Source organism: Methylobacterium sp. J-077, assembly GCF_022829365.1.
Classification (GTDB): Bacteria; Pseudomonadota; Alphaproteobacteria; order Rhizobiales; family Beijerinckiaceae; genus Methylobacterium.
Genome location: NZ_JAKSYJ010000220.1, coordinates 51782 through 67886, shown reverse-complemented (window position 1 = coordinate 67886; position 16105 = coordinate 51782). Strand labels below are relative to the sequence as shown.

The window sequence follows — 16105 nt, the reverse complement described above, 5'->3', positions numbered from 1 at the left end:
GCTGGCCGGCGGCTTTGTAGCGCTTGGCCTCGCTGGCATGCACGGCGGCGACCTCCCGGGCCTCGCCTTCAAGGTCGGCGCCCAGCATGATCGGCTCGTAGCCCGCCTCCCGGGCCGCCGAGGCGGCGGCCTCCAGGGCGTCGATCGGCCGGGCGATGATGCGGTATTCGGCCCGGGCGAAGGCGGGATCGCCGGCCTTCGGGGTCTCGTTGTTCGGGTCGTTCAGGAGCCGGATCGCCGTCTCCGGCAGCGGAATGCCCCGGCGCTCGCAGATCGCGCGGGCATCCGCCAGGGTCGAGGGATCGGGCACGGTCGGGCCCGAAGCGATCACCGCCGGATCGTCGAAGGGCACGTCCGAGATGGCGAGCGTCAGGATCCGCCGGGCGTTGCGCGCCGCGAGCGCGAGCCGGCCGCCCTTGATCCGGGAAATGTGCTTGCGGACGGTGTTGATCTCGCCGATCGGCGCGCCCGAGCGCAGCATCGCCCGGGTGATCGCCTGCTTCTCGGCGAGGGTCAGCTCCCCGGCGGGCGCGATCCAGTTGGCCGATCCGCCGCCCGAGAGCAGCACCAGCACCTCGTCGTCCGGGCCGGCCTCGGTGGCGAGCCGCAGGGCTTCCTGGGTGGCGGCGATGCCGGCCTCGTCCGGCACCGGATGCCCGGCCTCGACCATGTGGATGCCCGGGGCGTCCTGCCCGTAGCCGTGGCGCGCCACCGCGAGGCCGACGATCCGGTCGTCGCCGAGACCGTGCTGCTGGCGGTAGAACCGGCTCGCCACCGCGCTCATGCTCCCCGCCGCCTTGCCGGCCGCCAGGATGATCAGGCGGCCGGGGCTCGGCTGCGGCAGATGCGCGGGCAGGCACAGGTCCGGATGGGCGGCGCGGATGCCCGCATACAGCAGGGTCTCGAGGAGCGCGCGCTGCTGCAGGATGGCCGGATCGGCGATGGGCGGGACGGTCTCGGGCATGGCGTCGGACGGGCTCCTCACTACAGGTTCTTGCGTGCGATCCCCGCCCATGCGTTGTGGGCGGCGGGCCCGTTTCTTGCCGTGAGCGCACGTTGTTTGGTAGGCATCTGGCCTCACCCGATGATCTGCCCGAGCCGCTGCCTCACGGCAAGCGCGATCGGCGCCGTCTCACAGACCGAACCCTCGGAGCCCCGTGACCCGTCCGGAGACAGAACCGCGCGCCCCGGCCCCGCACCCGTGCGAGATCATTCCCGGCGATCCCGCCTGCGGCCTCGTCATCGCCTGCGACCATGCCTCGAACTTCGTGCCTCCGGACATCGCGCTCGGCGTGCCGGACTCCGAGTTCGGCCGGCACATCGCCTACGATATCGGCGCTGCGGCGGTGACCCGCGGGCTCGCGGCCCGGCTGAACGTGCCGGCGATCCTGACGAACTTCTCTCGCCTGATCATCGACCCGAACCGCGGGCGGTCCGATCCGACCCTGGTGATGCGCTTGTCCGACGGCGCCGTGGTGCCGGGCAACGCCCGGATCGACGAGGCCGGCAAGCAGGAGCGGATCGCGCGCTTCTACGCGCCGTTCGACGCCGCGATCAATGAGGCGGTCGCGGCAGCCCAGGCCGCCGGGCGCCCTCCGGCGATCCTGACCCTGCACAGCTTCACGCCCTACTGGCGCGGCATCGCGCGGCCCTGGCAGGTCGGCATCCTGTACGACCGCGACGAGCGCTTTGCCCGGCCGCTGATCGCGGCCCTGGAAGCCGATCCGGCCGGGCTCACGGTGGGCGACAACCAGCCCTATGGCGGCGGCCTGCCGGGCGACACGATCGACCGTCACGCCACCGTCCGCGGCCTGCCCAACGCCCTCGTCGAGATCCGCCAGGACCTGATCGTCGGCGAGGCCGGGCAGGAGGAATGGGCCGAACGCTTCGCCCGCATCCTGCGCCCGCTGATCGCGGCTTGATCGGAAGCCGGTCGATCCCGAGATCCGTGCGACCAACCCTCAACCGGAAAGCGTTTCCGACGATGCCCGAGATCGAACCGCAGACCCAGACCGAACTCGAAGCCGCGGTGTTCCGCCGGCTCGTGTCGCACCTGCGCGGCCGCACAGACGTGCAGAACATCGACCTGATGAATCTGGCGGGCTTCTGCCGGAACTGCCTGTCGAACTGGCTCAAGGATGCCGCTGACGAGAAGGGCGTGGCGCTCACCAAGGACGAGAGCCGCGAGGCGGTCTACGGCATGCCGTATGCCGAGTGGAAAGCCCTGCACCAGAAGGAGGCCAGCCCGGTGCAGCAGGCGGGATTCGCCGCGTCCCAGGCCAAGGATCACTGACCAGGGGAAAGTGGCCGCGAGAATCGGCTAAGCTTCCGGTAAGTTCGGACCCTTAACCAACGGTCCAGGGCGCAACCGCGCCGCGCATCCCGGAGAGCCCCATGAACGCCCATTCGATGCCCAGCGCAGCGGCCCAACGGCCCGGCGGCGACGTCTCGTCGTCCGAGGGCGTCGCCGCCGACGAGCTGAAGCAGTTCATCGAGCGCCTGGAGCGCCTCGAGGAGGAGAAGGCCGGCATCATGGGCGACATCAAGGAGGTGTTCGCCGAGCTGAAGGGCCGCGGCTTCGACGCGAAGGCCGTGCGCACGATCATCCGGATCCGCAAGCAGGATCACAGCGAGCGTCAGGAGCAGGAGGCGATCCTGGAGCTCTACATGCAGGCCCTCGGCATGGCGTAGGGCTCGCGCCGCCGGACCGGCTATCGGGTGCGGCGGCTGTGCGTGATCGGACAAGCGAAGGGCCGTGCCTGGTCGGGTACGGCCCTTCGCTTTTGCAGAGGCTTGCGCGCTGGGCTCGGCCTCAATGCCCGCCGGCGGTGGGCGTCTCGTCGGTGAGGCCGAGGGTGCGGCCCGGATAGCCGGCGACGTCGAAATACCGGGTCTCCCCGACGGTCTGGTACTTCAGCACGGTCACGATGCCCGCGGCATCCGGCTCCGAGCGCCGGACGTGCCGCTCGGCCGCCGGCTTGAGGCCATTGACCATCGCCTCCGTCAGGACGCGGCCGACCAGCTGCCCCTTGTTGGGGATGTCGAGGTCGAGGATCCGCGTGATAGTCTTGCCGAGATCGGCGTTGCTCGCCGGGATGTCGCTCTCCAGGCCGCCGCGGAAGCTCGGACCCACGGCGCCCATGACGTTGCGGGTATCCGAGCGCGCGAAGCTGCCATGCATGCCCTGGCCCTGCTGCAGGGTGGTGTCCGACACCTCGACGCCGCAGGTGGTGGGATCGGCGCAGCCCGTGGTGAAGCTGCGGAAGTTCACCACGATCGCCGGCATCGGGGTGATCGCCGAGCCGTCGAGGGCGATGGCGGAGAGCGGCAGGGTCCCGGGGATCGCGCCGAGGGCGTCGCTGACGAACAGGCCGCTGACGTAATCCTGGCGGGACAGGGCCTCGACCACCTTCCGGGCCAGCGCCTTGTCGCTGTTCGGCAGGTAGACGAGGTCCGAGCCACCATTGGCCGCGACGACCACGTCGGGCTTGGCCGGATCGGAGCCGATCAGGCCGTTGGCCCGGCTCGGGAAGGTGCCGGCCTCAACCTTCGCGCCCTTCGCGTCCGGGTCGAACAGGGTCAGGCCGAGATCGTGCGCGAGATCGATGGCGACGAAACCCGGCGGCACCTGCCGGACCGGCACGCCCTTGTAGGTATCGGAGGCCGCGGGGCTCGTGGCGCTCTCCTTCGAGATCGTCGAGAAGCCGTGATCCGAGGTCAGGACGACATCGGTGGTGTCGGCGAGCCCCTGCTCGCGCAGGGCGTCCAGGAGGGCGGCGAGGTTGTCGTCGGCATTGCGGATCGCAGCAAGGCTCGTCGGCCCGTTGATGCCGGGCACCAGCCGCCCAAGACTGTCACCGTGATTGTGCTGCGACCCGTCCGGATCGCGCGACCAGAACACCAGCACGAACGGCTTCTGCCGGTCCTTGAACAGCGGCAGCACCGCCTTGGTGGCGACGGACGCGAAATAGGCCTGCTGCTCGAGATTGGCCACGACCGTGCCGGGGGTGTCGGCGGTGCCGGCCTGGCCGTTGGCGCCGCGGGTCGGCGCCTGGTCCGGCAGGTTGACCTCCTTTAGGCGGGCGCGGAACGCGTCGCCCAGCGGGATCCCGCCGGCGCGGCCGGTGCTGTCGTCCAAATGGATGTTGTACTGGCCGGAGCGCTCGGTGTGGTCGAACACCAGGGACGGTCCGAGCTTGCCGATGCTGGCGGTGGAGAAACCCTTGGCCCGGGCGGCCTTCAGGATCGTCTCCTCGTTGAGGTAGTTGCCGGCGAAATGCGCGTCGACGTCGCCGAGCACCGGGTCGCTCTCCAGGAACGGGGTCAGGCTGTCGCCGGCGCCGGGCACCGGGAAGGCCGTGTAGAGCGTGTTCCCGAACTGGCCGGTATCGCCGAGCATGTGGCCGGTCGCCATGGCCGTGGCGTTCGGCATGGTGAAGGTTGGGAACATCGAGTGCGTGTTGGTGAACCGCACGCCGGTCTTCATCAGCCGGTCCATGGTCGGCGCGTTCCGGGCATTCACCATCCCGGCCCGGAGGCCGTCGGCTACGAACAGGACGAGGTTGTGAGGTCGCGTCTCGGCGCGAGCGGCGCCCGAGGCGCACAATCCGACGAGGCAGGCAATGATGACGCGACGCATAACCAGAATCTCCGACCGATCCGGGCTGCGGCGTGGCCGGGGAACATTACAGCGCTGTGACAGGAACGAGCCCTGCGCCGCCGTCGGGCGCGCTGCTTCGCGTCGAATAGGCATGCGCGCGACTGCTTGAACGGACGATCAGCGCCTGAAGAACTGCGGCGCAGACGGGCGAAGACATCGGATCGGCCGCCTCGAGCCTATTGGCAGACACTGCGATGACCTGGGACATACGCGTATGTCTTTCAACATGCGCCGTCATTGCGAGCGCAGCGAAGCAACCCAGTGCGGCGCGCGATCTCCAACCGTCGCGTGCCCCTGGGTCGCTTCGCTGCGCTCGCGATGACGATTGAGGCTGGTGGGCGCCTTCCAACCGGCGGTCACACGAAACGAAAACGGCCGCGATCTTCCGATCGCGGCCGTTTTCGTTCCTAGTGCCGCTCTGTCAGGCGGCCTTGGGCTTGGCCCGGTTGAGCAGCTTGCGGTTCACCAGCACCTCGGCGATCTGCACCGTGTTCAGGGCGGCGCCCTTGCGCAGGTTGTCGGACACGCACCAGAAGTTCAGGCCGTTCTCGATGGTCGCGTCCTCGCGGATGCGCGAGATGTAGGTCGCGTCCTCGCCCGCCGCCTCGTGCGGGGTCATGTAGCCGCCGTTCTCGCGCTTATCGATCACCAGAATGCCCGGCGCCGAACGCAGGATCTCGGTGGCACGCTCGGCCGAGAGCGGGCGCTCGAACTCGACGTTCACCGCCTCCGCATGCCCGATGAAGACCGGGACGCGGACCGCGGTGGCGGTCAGCTTGATCTTCGGGTCGAGCATCTTCTTGGTCTCGGCGACCATCTTCCACTCTTCCTTCGTGTAGCCATCCTCCATGAACACATCGATATGGGGGATGACGTTGAAGGCGATGCGCTTGGTGAACTTGCCGCCTTCCTTGATCTCGCCGGCGGTGAAGACGGCGCGGGTCTGGTTGAACAGCTCGTCCATCGCCTCCTTGCCGGCGCCGGAGACCGACTGGTAGGTCGAGACCACGACGCGCTTGATCGTGGCCGCCTCGTGGAGGGGCTTGAGGGCGACGACCAGCTGGGCGGTCGAGCAGTTCGGGTTGGCGATGATGTTGCGCTTGGTGAAGCCCACGATGGCGTCGGCATTGACCTCGGGCACGATCAGCGGCACGTCAGCGTCATAGCGGAACGCCGACGAGTTATCGATCACCACGCAGCCCTGCTGGCCGATCCGGGGCGACCACTCCTTGGAGGTCTCGCCGCCCGCCGACATCAGGCAGATGTCGGTGTCGGAGAAATCGTAGGTGTCGAGGGCTTTGACCTTGAGCGTCTTGTCGCCGAAGGAGACCTCCTGGCCCTGGCTGCGGCGCGAGGCCAAAGCCACGACCTCGTCGGCGGGGAAGGCCCGCTCGGCCAGGATATCCAGCATCTCACGGCCCACGTTGCCCGTGGCGCCTACGATGGCGACCTTGTAACCCATCTCTCGTCTCCGCGCGGAAAGCCCCGACCGATCCGGGTGCCGCGCTCCTGCCAGCAAACTCGGCCGAAGGATCGTTCGCGCCGAAGGGGCGCCCGCCAAACGGACGCGGCCGCGAACCCGCACGAGGTGGGGGCGACGGCCTCTCCGAGCAAGGCGCCGAAGGGACGAGGCTGTCAAGGCCGGCGCGGCCGCCGCAAGGATCGATTCACCCTGTGGCGGGAATGCCGGGCATGACGCCCGGTTGGGGGGTGGTGATCAACCCGGCGCGGTGATGATCGGGGGCGGCCGAAGCAAGGGGCCGTCCGCACGGGACATCATGCAGACCGACGATCCGAGCACAGCGGCGGGGCGCGTTCCCGGAACGCCCGAGGGGTGGCGCAAGCTGTCGCTCATCGACCTCGGCCTGCGCCTCGTCGTCGCCTCGGCGATGATCGCCGGGCTCTGCCTGTATGCCCGGACGCCTTCATTGGTGCCGGTGGTGGCGGAGCGGATCGAGAGTCCGTTCATGCCGTCGATTCCGGCGCCGAAAGCGGCTGCGGCCGCAGCACCGGCCCGGTTCGGGCTCGCCGAGCCCGGTCTCGACCCGGTTCGGGTCGCGGCCGCGCGGATCGATCCGGCCACCGGCCTGCGTGAGGACGCGCTGGCACGCGGCGCGTTCGAGGCGCTCGACGCGCCGGCGCTTCGCGTGACGCTGACCCGCGGCGACGCGCCCGGCGTCGCGCCCGGCCTGTTCATCCTGCTGGCCCGGAGGGCGGCCACCGACGGACCCTTCCTGGCGGTGATCCGGACCGGGCCCGCTGGCCGGATCGCCACCAAGTTCGGCGCCGTGGAGATTCTGGACGTCACCCTCGGCGGCCCCGCGAAACGAACCTGTACGGGCTTCGTCAGCCGCGAGACCGCGTTCCGTCTCGACGGCTGGCTCTGTGCGCCGCTCGGCCATCCGCCCGAGGCGCGAACGCTCGGCTGCATGATCGACGCGCTCAGCCTCGACGATCCGGCCGATCCCGGCGCGACGGCGGCGTTCCTGGCACCGCGTTCGGACCGCGGATGTATCGTGGCGACGGTCGCGGACGCCTCCCATCCGACCGGATCGATTGGCCGCCGCAGGCCGCACACGAAAAAATGAGGCCACAATACGGCAAATCGCCGAAGCTCGGCCATTTTGGCGGAACCACAGCCCCACTCAAGCGTCGTTCTATCAAAGGCGGCGAACTGTTAAGCTTCGATCGCCATACTGGTGGCACTCACAGACAAGGTTGGCCATGCGCTCGCTTAAGATCGCTCTTCTCGGCGTCATCGCCGCCACCGGCCTCGGCGCCCTGGCGACCGTGCCCGCCCAGGCCCAGGATGGTTTCGGCCCCGGTCGCGTCTACAGCGTCAGCCGTCCGCTCCCGATCCGCGTCCGCCCACGCAGCTGGCTCGACGCCGGCAACGTGCCCCTGACGTCGAACGTTCCGGGCGTCGGCGGTTCGCGGAATCCGGCCCTGAACCCCTATCTAATCGCGGCCTCGAACCAGCTGACCCCGGTCTACGGCCGAAGCGACCGGTTCGACAGCGGCACCCTGCCCGACCCGATCACCAACGGCCCGTTCATCGGCGCCCGGTCTTCGGCGATCCGCAACGTCGACCTGTCCTTCGTCGACCGGCTCGACCCGACCTCTCCGCTGTACGGCCGCCCCTACTGAGCGGAACGGTTTATTCTTCAATCCGGGACGCGCGGACCTTCGGGTCCGCGCGTTTTGCGTTTTTGGCCGCCCGATTTCCTCGCTGGTGATGGGGAGAGCAATCGGGACGTCGGACGAAGCCCTGCAGCCCGCACCGTCATGGCGCGATGCTACTTGACCTGTACACTGTCGACGACCTCGCGGAACTTGGCGAGTACGCCGGTGCGCTGATCCTCGCGTACGACGCCAAGGGCGCGCAGGTATCCGTCCGGATTGAACCGGATGGTCTGCGAGACGACCACCGGGACGTTGGTCGGCATGTCGACGGCCCGGGCCACGATCTCGTGCCAGTCGACACCGTTCGAGCGGTAGCTCTGCGCGCGCTCGATGACGAAATCCTTCATCGTCTGGTTCGAGGCCAGGGCCGCCCGGGCGAAGCCGTCCCGCTGCTCGGCGGTGGGCGGCTGCTGGACCGCCTGGGCGAGCACCAGGATCGGCTGCTCCAGATTCTGCATCTGGTCCTTTGGCCCTGCGGTGAGCAGGACCGAGTTGCCGGCGAGGACCCGCACCGGCCGGAATCCCGCCAGATCGCCGATACTGAACGGCAGCGCCTCGACCTGCTGGTCCAGGGTCAGGGGCGCGCGCAGGGTGACGCCGGTCACCAGCTTGCGCATCGTCTCCTCGGTCTCGGCATCCGGGAGCGCCTGGGCGATGATCAGGCCGGTCACGGTCGGCGTGCCGACGACCAGGATCCATTTCCGGATCGCCGGCGCGGAGGCGTTGGGATCGGCGGGCTGCTCGCCGGTATAGAGCATGCCCTCGTTGTCGCCGACCTTCACCTCCTCGCGCTTCTCCACCGCGAAGCCCTGGCTCAGGAGGTTGGCGTCGGTGAAGCCGCTGACCATTTCCGCGAAGGCATTCGGCGGCAGTTCCACGACCGACACGGTGGCACCGCCCTCCTTGCGCTCGAAGCCCGAGAAGCGCCGTGACAGCGACATGTCGACGGGCGGTTCGAAGCCGAAGCGGGACCCCGGCGGATAGACCGGATCGGCGGCATGCGCCGCGGATCCGAGCCCGGCCATCAGGACGGCCAGGGATAGAACCCGCCCGAAACGCAGCGTCAGGTTACCCACCAGCATCGGAAACCGGTTCTCCACGCGCGACGGCCCACGCGGGCTCGCTTTGTGCGATGGGTCTGCTTGCCGCTATTATCTGTCAAGCCGACAATGAGGTTGACGAGCGATTGCTCCTTGGCAACCTGATATACAGGACGGCGAGACCGATGCCGCAAGCGTAAGCCGCCAAGTTCCAGGCAGAGAAAATCCTGCCGAGAAGAAGCTGACCGGCCAGCGTTCTCCGAAATGCGTCAAGCTCAGCGCCGTGCAACAGGCGGCTTAATTCGATCAAGCCGGCGATGATGCTCGCGGCGAACATGCAGCCTCGAACACGCCAGAGTGGAGGCCGCAGGGCGGCCACCAGCATGAACAGCATCGCACCCCACAGAATGCCGCCGCCATAATGGTGAACCGTCAGGGACAGGTTCCAGTTCGGCAGCCTTAACAGCAAGCCGAGACCAACGAGCAGGACGGCAGCACCGAGGCAGCCTGTCCGGCTCATGGAATGGTCAACCGCGCCGAAGCCAGGGATGCGATGGGCGGCGCGCGCAAGCGGCCGATCCTGTTTACCCGCGCGATGAGGGTATAGGACACGATCATTAAAAGGAACCAAGACGAAAGTTTCGCGAGCGGTACAGGTGACCAGTGAAGTTTCTGGTTCGGGTACAACCACGTTCCGGTAAAGGTTCCGATATTCTCCGCGAACCAGATGAAGAGGGCAACGAGGAAAAGGCCGAGAAGCAGAGGCATTCTGCGATGGCATCGCCAAACTTGGAAGTGAATCATGGCCGGTGCGAAAAGGGCCATTGTGATCGCGATGAGCACGTAGCGCAGGTCGTAGCCTGTATGATCGATCAAAAAATTGATGTAGATTGTCACTGCCAAGACGGACAGTGCTACTTGATTCGGATGCCGAGTGAACCGGAAGTCGAACAAACGCCATACCCTCGCTAGATAGCTACCGACGGCGGCATACATGAAACCCGTGAACAGCGGGACACCACCGATTCGAAAGTAACTGACTTCGGGATACACCCAGCTTCCGATCGCGGTCTTATGCACCTCCATCATTGTCCCGATGATGTGGAAGATGAAGATCACCTTGACCTCGTCCCAGGTTTCCATCTTGGTTGTGATAAGGATCGCTTGTAGCGCCAGCGCGGCAAGGAACAGTGCGTCGTAGCGGGCGAGCGGCGCATGGACCGGCCAAAACAAGCGCGTCCCGATGATGAGCGCGAGCAGCAAGCCACCGAACAGGGAGGCCCACCCCTGCTTCACACCAAAGCGCAGGAACTCATAGATCGCCGCAGTGACGCATCCGTGGCTGACAACAGAATCCGCCAGCCGGCGCTCGGCCGAGATAAATCGCGAGATAGGCGGCCACTGAGCGTCCGCGCTTTCCCGTTGCTCGGAGATGGCTGGCCGCACCGCTGCACCCTAGAAGGTCTGGATCGCGACAGCGGATCAGGAACATGGCTTTCCGGTGACGCTCGCATTGACCCGGCGCAGCGTCAGGTTGCAGCGCCCTCCGGCCGGCAAAAGGCCCGGAAGCGGGTTCTCGGCGAACAGGTCGGTCTGCGGATAGAGGCGGTCGACCCCGTGGTGGATCAGGCGCGAGGGACCGCCGATCATCAGGGCGTCGCCGGGGAGAAGCCGGACCGAACGGGTCGGGTCGGAGCGTTGGAGGCCGCCGTAACGGAACAGGGCCGCCGCGCCGAGCGACAGGGAGAGAACCGGGGCCGAGAAATCGGCCTCGTCCCGATCCTGATGCAGGCCCATCCGGGCGTCCGGGCCGTAGAGGTTGATCAGGCAGGCTTCCGGCGGCGGCGGAAATCCAGCGAGCGCATCCCAGGCGGCCAGGGCGGTCGGCGGGATCGCGGGCCATGGGGCGCCGGTCTCCGGGTGGTCCGGCTGGTAGCGGTAGCCGCTTCGATCGGAGACCCAGCCGAGTGGTCCGGCATTCGACATCCGCACCGAGAACGGCTTTCCGGTGCGCGGCATGCACGGGGTGACGGGCGGCGCGGCCGCGAGCACCGAGGCGACCTCGGCGGCCAGGCGGGCGCGGGCCGCCGAATCCAGGAAACCCGGATGGTGGATCAGGCCCGGCGCGAGTTCGGTCGCCAATCAGCGGCCTGTCGCGTCGTCGCGGGCCAGAACCGCCTTCGCGGCGACCGTCGTGTCAGCCCCGAGGCGGTAGACCAATGGCACGCCGGTCTTGATCTCCAGGCCGGCGATGGTGTCGGGACCCAAATGGTCGAGCACCATTACCAGGGAGCGCAGCGAATTGCCGTGGGCTGCGACCAGCACACGCTGCCCGGCCATCACCCGGGGCAGGATCGTCTCGATATAGTAGGGCAGGACCCGAGCGCCGGTATCCTTGAGGCTCTCGCCCCCGGGTGGCCGCACGTCGTAGGAGCGCCGCCAGAGATGAACTTGCGCCTCGCCCCATCGGGCGCGGGCATCGTCCTTGTTGAGGCCCGCGAGGTCGCCGTAATCGCGCTCGTTCAGCGCCTGCGACCGGACCACCTCGATATCCGCGAGGCCCATCGCTTCCAGGATCAGCGCGCAGGTGTGCTGCGCCCGGACGAGTTCCGAAGTGAAGGCGATGTCGAATCCGTAGCCCGCCTGTTTCAGGGCGTGACCCGCCGCCCGCGCTTCCGCGACGCCGCGATCGGTGAGGCCGGGATCGCGCCAGCCGGTGAACAGGTTCTTGAGGTTCCACTCGCTCTGGCCGTGGCGAGCGAGGACGAGCAGGCGCTCCATGGTCGGATCGAATCCCTCGATGATGGTCTAAAGCCCGAGCACGTCCGCCATGGAATAGAGACCCGGCGGCTTCGGGTGGGCCCAGCGCGCAGCCTTGACGGCGCCGGCGGCGAACAGCCCGCGATCGGCGGCGTGATGGCTGATGGTCAGGGACTCGCCGGAACCGGCGAAGATCACGCTGTGGTCCCCGACCACGGAGCCGCCCCGGAGGGTCGCGAAACCGATATCCCCCGGCCGGCGCGCGCCGGTATGCCCGTCCCGCGTCGAGACCCGCACATCCTTCAGGTCGACGCCACGGCCCTCCGCGGCGGCCTCACCGAGCAGCAGCGCGGTGCCCGAGGGCGCATCGACCTTCATACGGTGGTGCATCTCCGCGATCTCGATGTCGAACTCGTCGCCGAGCGCCTTGGCGACCCGGCGCACCAGATCGGCCATCAGGTTGATTCCGAGCGACATGTTGCCCGAACGCACGATGCGCGCATGGTAGGAGGCCGCCTTGAGCTTGGCGAGGTCGTCCTCCGACAGGCCGGTGGTCCCGACCACGTGGACGATGCGGGCCTGGGCGGCCAGCTCGGCAAACTGCACGGTGGCGGCGGGGGCGGTGAAGTCGAGCACGCCGTCGGCCGTGGCGAAGGCCGTGAGCGGATCGTCGGTCACCGGTACGTCGAGGGGCGGAAGCCCGGCGAGCACGCCGGCATCCTGCCCGAGGGTCGGCGAGCCCTCGCGCTCGATCGCCGCCGCGAGGGTACAGCCCTCGGCCTGGGCCACCGCCTGCACCAGCATCCGCCCCATGCGCCCGTCCGCGCCGACCACTACGAGCCGCATTCGCTTTTCCTATTGCCGTTCCGTCGCAGGCGAGCCTGGCCGATGTCGGGGACGCCATCAATGGGCCGAACCGTCCGCTGAAGCGTCTCCGATCGCGGGCACGCGCGTCGCCTCTGAGGAGGGCGACGTGCGTGCCCGGATCAGCTCAGTCCTTCTCGGGGGCGATCGCCTCGAGGCCGCCGATATGCTTCTGCGCGTAGAGCGGCAGGCCGATCTGTTTGATCAGCTCGAGCTGGGTCTCGAGGAAGTCGATGTGACCTTCCTCGTCCTCGGCCAGATCCTCGAACAGGTTCTTCGACACGCGCTCGTTGATCGATTCGCAGTACTGCGCGGCTTTGAGATAGAGGCTGCGCGCGCCGTTCTCGGCGGCGAGGTCGCACTCGATGATCTCCTGGACGTTCTGGCCAATTCGCAGAGGCTCCAGCTCCTGCAGGTTCGGGAAGCCGTCGAGGAACAGGATCCGGTCGATGAACCGGTCCGCGTGATTCATCTCCTCGATCGATTCCTTGCGCCAGAACTTGGCGAGATCGATATATCCCCAGTCATTGAGCATCCGGAAATGCAGCCAGTACTGACTAACGGCGGTCAGCTCGCTCTTCAGGCCGCGATTCAGGTACTCGATGACCTTGGTGTCGCCCTTCATGGCCCCCGTACTCCTAACAGCTATTCTCGCGGGGGGTCATGGCGTCACGCCGAAATCCCGTCCTCCGCAGTTTGGAATAAAACCAAACTGCAAGCGCTCGCGCAACCCGTCGAGCATTCATGGCTGCGTTGATCGGGCGCAGGCTCGCCCAGCGCGCTGCGCATGATCTCCCGGATCGTCCGGGCGCAGCGCCCGCATTTCGGGCTGCAGCCCAGACAAGCGTAAACCTGCGCCGGGGTGCGGGGACAGCCGGGGCCGGGCGACAGGCAGCTGCGAACCGCGCCATCGGACAGGACGTTGCAAGAACAGACGATCATGCGCGCCGCAGAACCCGTCTTCCTCGAGCCGAACCCGAACGAGTCGGGCAAGGCGATTGGGACCTACCAGATTAGAACGACTGAAAAGTAGAAGACTTTTCAAGGCCTTACTGGTCATCGCGGAGATGGCACCGCTAGGGCGTTGGGTCAAGACGGCGCAAATCACAGCGCCTCGATCGAATCGCTCACGTCCCATCACGGGCCGCCAGGAATGGGGCGGCGGTGCGGAATAACCGGGCTCAGCGGGCGAGCTCGCGCAGGCCCAGTCGAATCAGCACCTTGGCCTCGGCCCCCTCCTCGGCTCCCTTCAGGGCTGCGGCGATGGCGGCGGCAGCCTGCACCTGCGGATAGCCGAGATTGACCAGGGCCGAAATCGCGTCGGCCACCGGGCGGGGGGCGGCGCCCTCCTCCACGGCGCCCGCGAGCGCGAGCAGCGCCGGGTCGACCGGCGCGAAGGCCGGCGCCTTGTCCTTCAGCTCGGCGGTCAACCGGGCCGCCAGCCGCGGCCCGACGCCGGGCGCCCGGCTGATCGTGCCCTTGTCGCCCGTCGCGATGGCACCGGCGAGGGCGTCGGGCTCCAGCACCGACAGGATCGCGAGCGCGACCCGCGCGCCGACGCCCTGCACGGTCTGGAGCAGCCGGAACCATTCCCGCTCGGCATCGGAGCGGAAACCGTACAGCCGGATCATATCCTCGCGGACATAGGTCTCGATCGACAGCTCCGCCGCCTCGCCGGCCTTGGGCATGCGCTGGAGCGTCCGCGCCGAGCAATGCGCGATGTAGCCGACACCGGAGACGTCGAGGATCACGAAATCCTCGCCGAACGAATCCACCACGCCCCTGAGCTTGCCGATCATTCTGTGCCCGTCCGCTGTCGGGGCGATGCCTATAGAAGCGCGGGCGCCTCCGCCAGACGCGCTTGAGCCCGGCGGCACTTCGTGAAATCAGGGGCGCCGCGACGGCCAGGCTTGGTGACAAGCAAGCTCGGCGCGGATCAAAGTCGGCCGGACGAGCGGGAAACGACCATGCGCGCGCCCATACTCGCCCTGATCGGCCTCCTGTGCCTCGGCCCCGCCCGGGCGGCCGACGATCCGTCCGCGGCGGCGCCGAGCAAGGATCCGACCCAGGTCCGGCCGGGCGCCTACGTCCTCGATCCGGATCACGGCAAGGTCACCTGGTCGGTCAGCGATCTCGGCTACTCGACCTATTACGGCCAGTTCACCGGCCTGACCGGCAAGCTCGACCTCGACCCGAAGGCGCCGGACAAGAGCCGCCTGGAGGTGAGCGTGCCGCTCGCCGGGATCATCACCGGCAGCGCACGCCTGAACGAGCATCTCGCGGCGCCGGACTTCTTCGACACGACCAAGTTCCCGAGCGCCACCTTCACGGCGACCACGATCGAGCAGACCAGCCCGACCACCGCGCGGATCAGCGGCGACCTGACCCTGCGCGGCGTCACCCGGCCGGTGGCGATCGACGCCACCTTCAACCAGGCCGGCATCCACCCGGTGGACCAGCGCTACACCGTCGGCTTCGACGGGCGCGCCGTGGTGAAGCGCTCGGATTTCGGCGTGAACGCCTTCCTGCCCGCGCTCGGCGACGAGGTGACCCTACGCATCGAGGGCGAGTTCAAGGCTGCGCCCTGATCCACACGCACAAGGTGACGGACGCCCCCGCCACGGTGTACGCAACGGCGGTCGCTGCATTGCACAGGAAGGATCGCCCGACGTGACCAAGCTCGTCATCGGCGGGGCCCAGATGGGTCCGATCCAGCGGGCGGACAGCCGCGCCCGCGTGGTCGACCGGATGATCGCGCTCCTGGAGCGTGCGGCGCAGGCGGGCGTGGCGATGCTGGTCTACCCGGAGCTGGCGCTCACCACCTTCTTCCCGCGCTGGTACATGACCGACGCGGCCGAGATCGACGCCTTCTTCGAGCGCGACATGCCGAACGCGGCGACGGCGCCGCTCTTCGCCAGGGCTCGCGAGCTCCGGATCGCGATCTGCTTCGGCTATGCCGAGCTGACGGCGGAGGGGCGTCGCTTCAACACGTCGATCCTCACAGACCGGGACGGACGGATCGTCGGCAAGTACCGCAAGATCCACCTGCCGGGACACAGCGAATACGACCCCGAGCGGAGCCACCAGCACCTGGAGAAGCGCTATTTCGAGCCCGGCGATCTCGGCTTTCCGGTGTGGCGCAACGCCGGGATCGTGATGGGCATGGCGATCTGCAACGACCGGCGCTGGCCCGAGACCTACCGGTGCCTCGGCCTCCAGGGTGTCGAACTGATCATGATCGGCTACAACACCCCCTCGGTGAACAGCCAGAAGGGCGCAGAGGGCGTGGACAAGCGCCTGTTCCACTCGGACCTGTCGCTGCAGGCCGGCGCCTACCAGAACGCCACCTATGTCGTCGGCGTCGCCAAGGCGGGTATCGAGGACGGCCATCCGCTGATGGGCGGCTCGATCATCGTCGATCCGGACGGCGCCGTGATCGCCCGCGCCGAGACCGAGGGCGACGAGCTGATCACGGCGCTCTGCGATGTCGCCGCCTGTGCCTTCGGCAAGACCACGATCTTCGATTTCGCCCGGCATCGCCGGCCGGAGCATTACGGGCGAATCACGGCGCAGGTCGGCGCCACCGTGGAGGTTTGAG

At 68.0% G+C, this 16105-nt stretch carries 19 protein-coding genes; 7 read left to right on the top strand and 12 right to left on the bottom strand.

Annotated features, from left to right (window positions below; translation table 11 throughout):
* Positions 1–964: glycerate kinase (locus tag MKL11_RS27685; RefSeq protein WP_243949398.1), on the bottom strand; the 964-nt coding region annotated here is incomplete at its 3' end.
* A 193-nt stretch (positions 965–1157) separates the two neighbouring features.
* Between MKL11_RS27685 and MKL11_RS27680 the strand changes: the two genes are divergently transcribed.
* The 3 genes from MKL11_RS27680 (at position 1158) to MKL11_RS27670 (ending at position 2691) form a co-directional block, all read left to right on the top strand.
* Entirely contained in the window at positions 1158–1922 is a 765-nt protein-coding gene (locus MKL11_RS27680; RefSeq protein WP_243949395.1) for an N-formylglutamate amidohydrolase, read from the top strand.
* A 62-nt stretch (positions 1923–1984) separates the two neighbouring features.
* A complete protein-coding gene (locus MKL11_RS27675; protein WP_243949393.1) occupies positions 1985–2293 on the top strand; it encodes a DUF1244 domain-containing protein in 309 nt (102 codons plus the stop codon).
* A 101-nt stretch (positions 2294–2394) separates the two neighbouring features.
* The gene (locus MKL11_RS27670; RefSeq protein ID WP_409565929.1) at positions 2395–2691 is read left to right on the top strand and encodes a DUF2312 domain-containing protein; all 297 of its coding nucleotides are present in this window, start codon (positions 2395–2397) and stop codon (positions 2689–2691) included.
* 121 nt (positions 2692–2812) lie between these two features.
* On the opposite strand, the gene MKL11_RS27665 is transcribed toward MKL11_RS27670, so the two are convergent.
* Positions 2813–4639, bottom strand: coding sequence for an alkaline phosphatase family protein (locus tag MKL11_RS27665; protein ID WP_243949391.1), 1827 nt, complete (start codon positions 4637–4639; stop codon positions 2813–2815).
* Between the two features lie 442 nt (positions 4640–5081).
* Entirely contained in the window at positions 5082–6122 is a 1041-nt protein-coding gene (locus tag MKL11_RS27660) for an aspartate-semialdehyde dehydrogenase (protein ID WP_243949389.1), read from the bottom strand.
* Positions 6123–6438: 316 nt separating this feature from the next.
* Here MKL11_RS27660 and MKL11_RS27655 point away from each other — a divergent pair, with 316 nt between their 5' ends.
* Positions 6439–7248 carry a hypothetical protein gene (locus MKL11_RS27655; RefSeq protein WP_243949372.1) on the top strand — a complete coding sequence of 270 codons (810 nt, stop codon included), beginning with the start codon at positions 6439–6441 and terminating at the stop codon, positions 7246–7248.
* Between the two features lie 136 nt (positions 7249–7384).
* Complete coding sequence (locus MKL11_RS27650; protein ID WP_243949370.1) at positions 7385–7807, top strand: hypothetical protein; 423 nt, start codon at positions 7385–7387, stop codon at positions 7805–7807.
* Positions 7808–7956: 149 nt separating this feature from the next.
* Here the strand turns inward: MKL11_RS27650 and MKL11_RS27645 are convergent, their stop codons facing one another.
* From MKL11_RS27645 to ruvA, 9 genes are all read right to left on the bottom strand, one after another.
* The gene (locus tag MKL11_RS27645) at positions 7957–8925 is read right to left on the bottom strand and encodes a hypothetical protein (RefSeq protein ID WP_243949368.1); all 969 of its coding nucleotides are present in this window, start codon (positions 8923–8925) and stop codon (positions 7957–7959) included.
* Between the two features lie 76 nt (positions 8926–9001).
* Entirely contained in the window at positions 9002–9403 is a 402-nt protein-coding gene (locus tag MKL11_RS27640) for a DUF2809 domain-containing protein (RefSeq protein WP_243949365.1), read from the bottom strand.
* Positions 9400–10329 (bottom strand): DUF817 domain-containing protein, encoded by a 930-nt coding sequence (locus MKL11_RS27635; RefSeq protein WP_243949363.1) that lies wholly within the window; start codon positions 10327–10329, stop codon positions 9400–9402. The genes MKL11_RS27640 and MKL11_RS27635 overlap by 4 nt, the downstream gene beginning before the upstream one ends.
* 36 nt (positions 10330–10365) lie before the next feature.
* Positions 10366–11025: an alpha-ketoglutarate-dependent dioxygenase AlkB gene (locus tag MKL11_RS27630; RefSeq protein ID WP_243949361.1), complete on the bottom strand. Its 660-nt coding sequence runs from the start codon at positions 11023–11025 to the stop codon at positions 10366–10368.
* Positions 11026–11664, bottom strand: a complete 639-nt coding sequence (locus MKL11_RS27625; protein WP_243949353.1) for a 2,3-bisphosphoglycerate-dependent phosphoglycerate mutase — start codon at positions 11662–11664, stop codon at positions 11026–11028. It lies immediately after the preceding gene.
* A gap of 27 nt (positions 11665–11691) precedes the next feature.
* Entirely contained in the window at positions 11692–12489 is a 798-nt protein-coding gene (gene dapB / locus MKL11_RS27620) for a 4-hydroxy-tetrahydrodipicolinate reductase (RefSeq protein ID WP_243949350.1), read from the bottom strand.
* 145 nt (positions 12490–12634) lie between these two features.
* A complete protein-coding gene (bfr, locus tag MKL11_RS27615) occupies positions 12635–13132 on the bottom strand; it encodes a bacterioferritin (RefSeq protein WP_243949348.1) in 498 nt (165 codons plus the stop codon).
* A gap of 44 nt (positions 13133–13176) precedes the next feature.
* On the bottom strand, positions 13177–13449 hold the full coding sequence (locus MKL11_RS27610; RefSeq protein WP_243949409.1) for a bacterioferritin-associated ferredoxin: 273 nt from the start codon (positions 13447–13449) through the stop codon (positions 13177–13179).
* Between the two features lie 239 nt (positions 13450–13688).
* A complete protein-coding gene (gene ruvA, locus MKL11_RS27605) occupies positions 13689–14306 on the bottom strand; it encodes a Holliday junction branch migration protein RuvA (protein WP_243949346.1) in 618 nt (205 codons plus the stop codon).
* Between the two features lie 168 nt (positions 14307–14474).
* Here ruvA and MKL11_RS27600 point away from each other — a divergent pair, with 168 nt between their 5' ends.
* Positions 14475–15095 (top strand): YceI family protein, encoded by a 621-nt coding sequence (locus MKL11_RS27600; RefSeq protein ID WP_243949344.1) that lies wholly within the window; start codon positions 14475–14477, stop codon positions 15093–15095.
* A gap of 112 nt (positions 15096–15207) precedes the next feature.
* Positions 15208–16104 (top strand): N-carbamoyl-D-amino-acid hydrolase, encoded by an 897-nt coding sequence (locus tag MKL11_RS27595; protein ID WP_243949407.1) that lies wholly within the window; start codon positions 15208–15210, stop codon positions 16102–16104.
* Position 16105 lies beyond the last annotated feature (1 nt).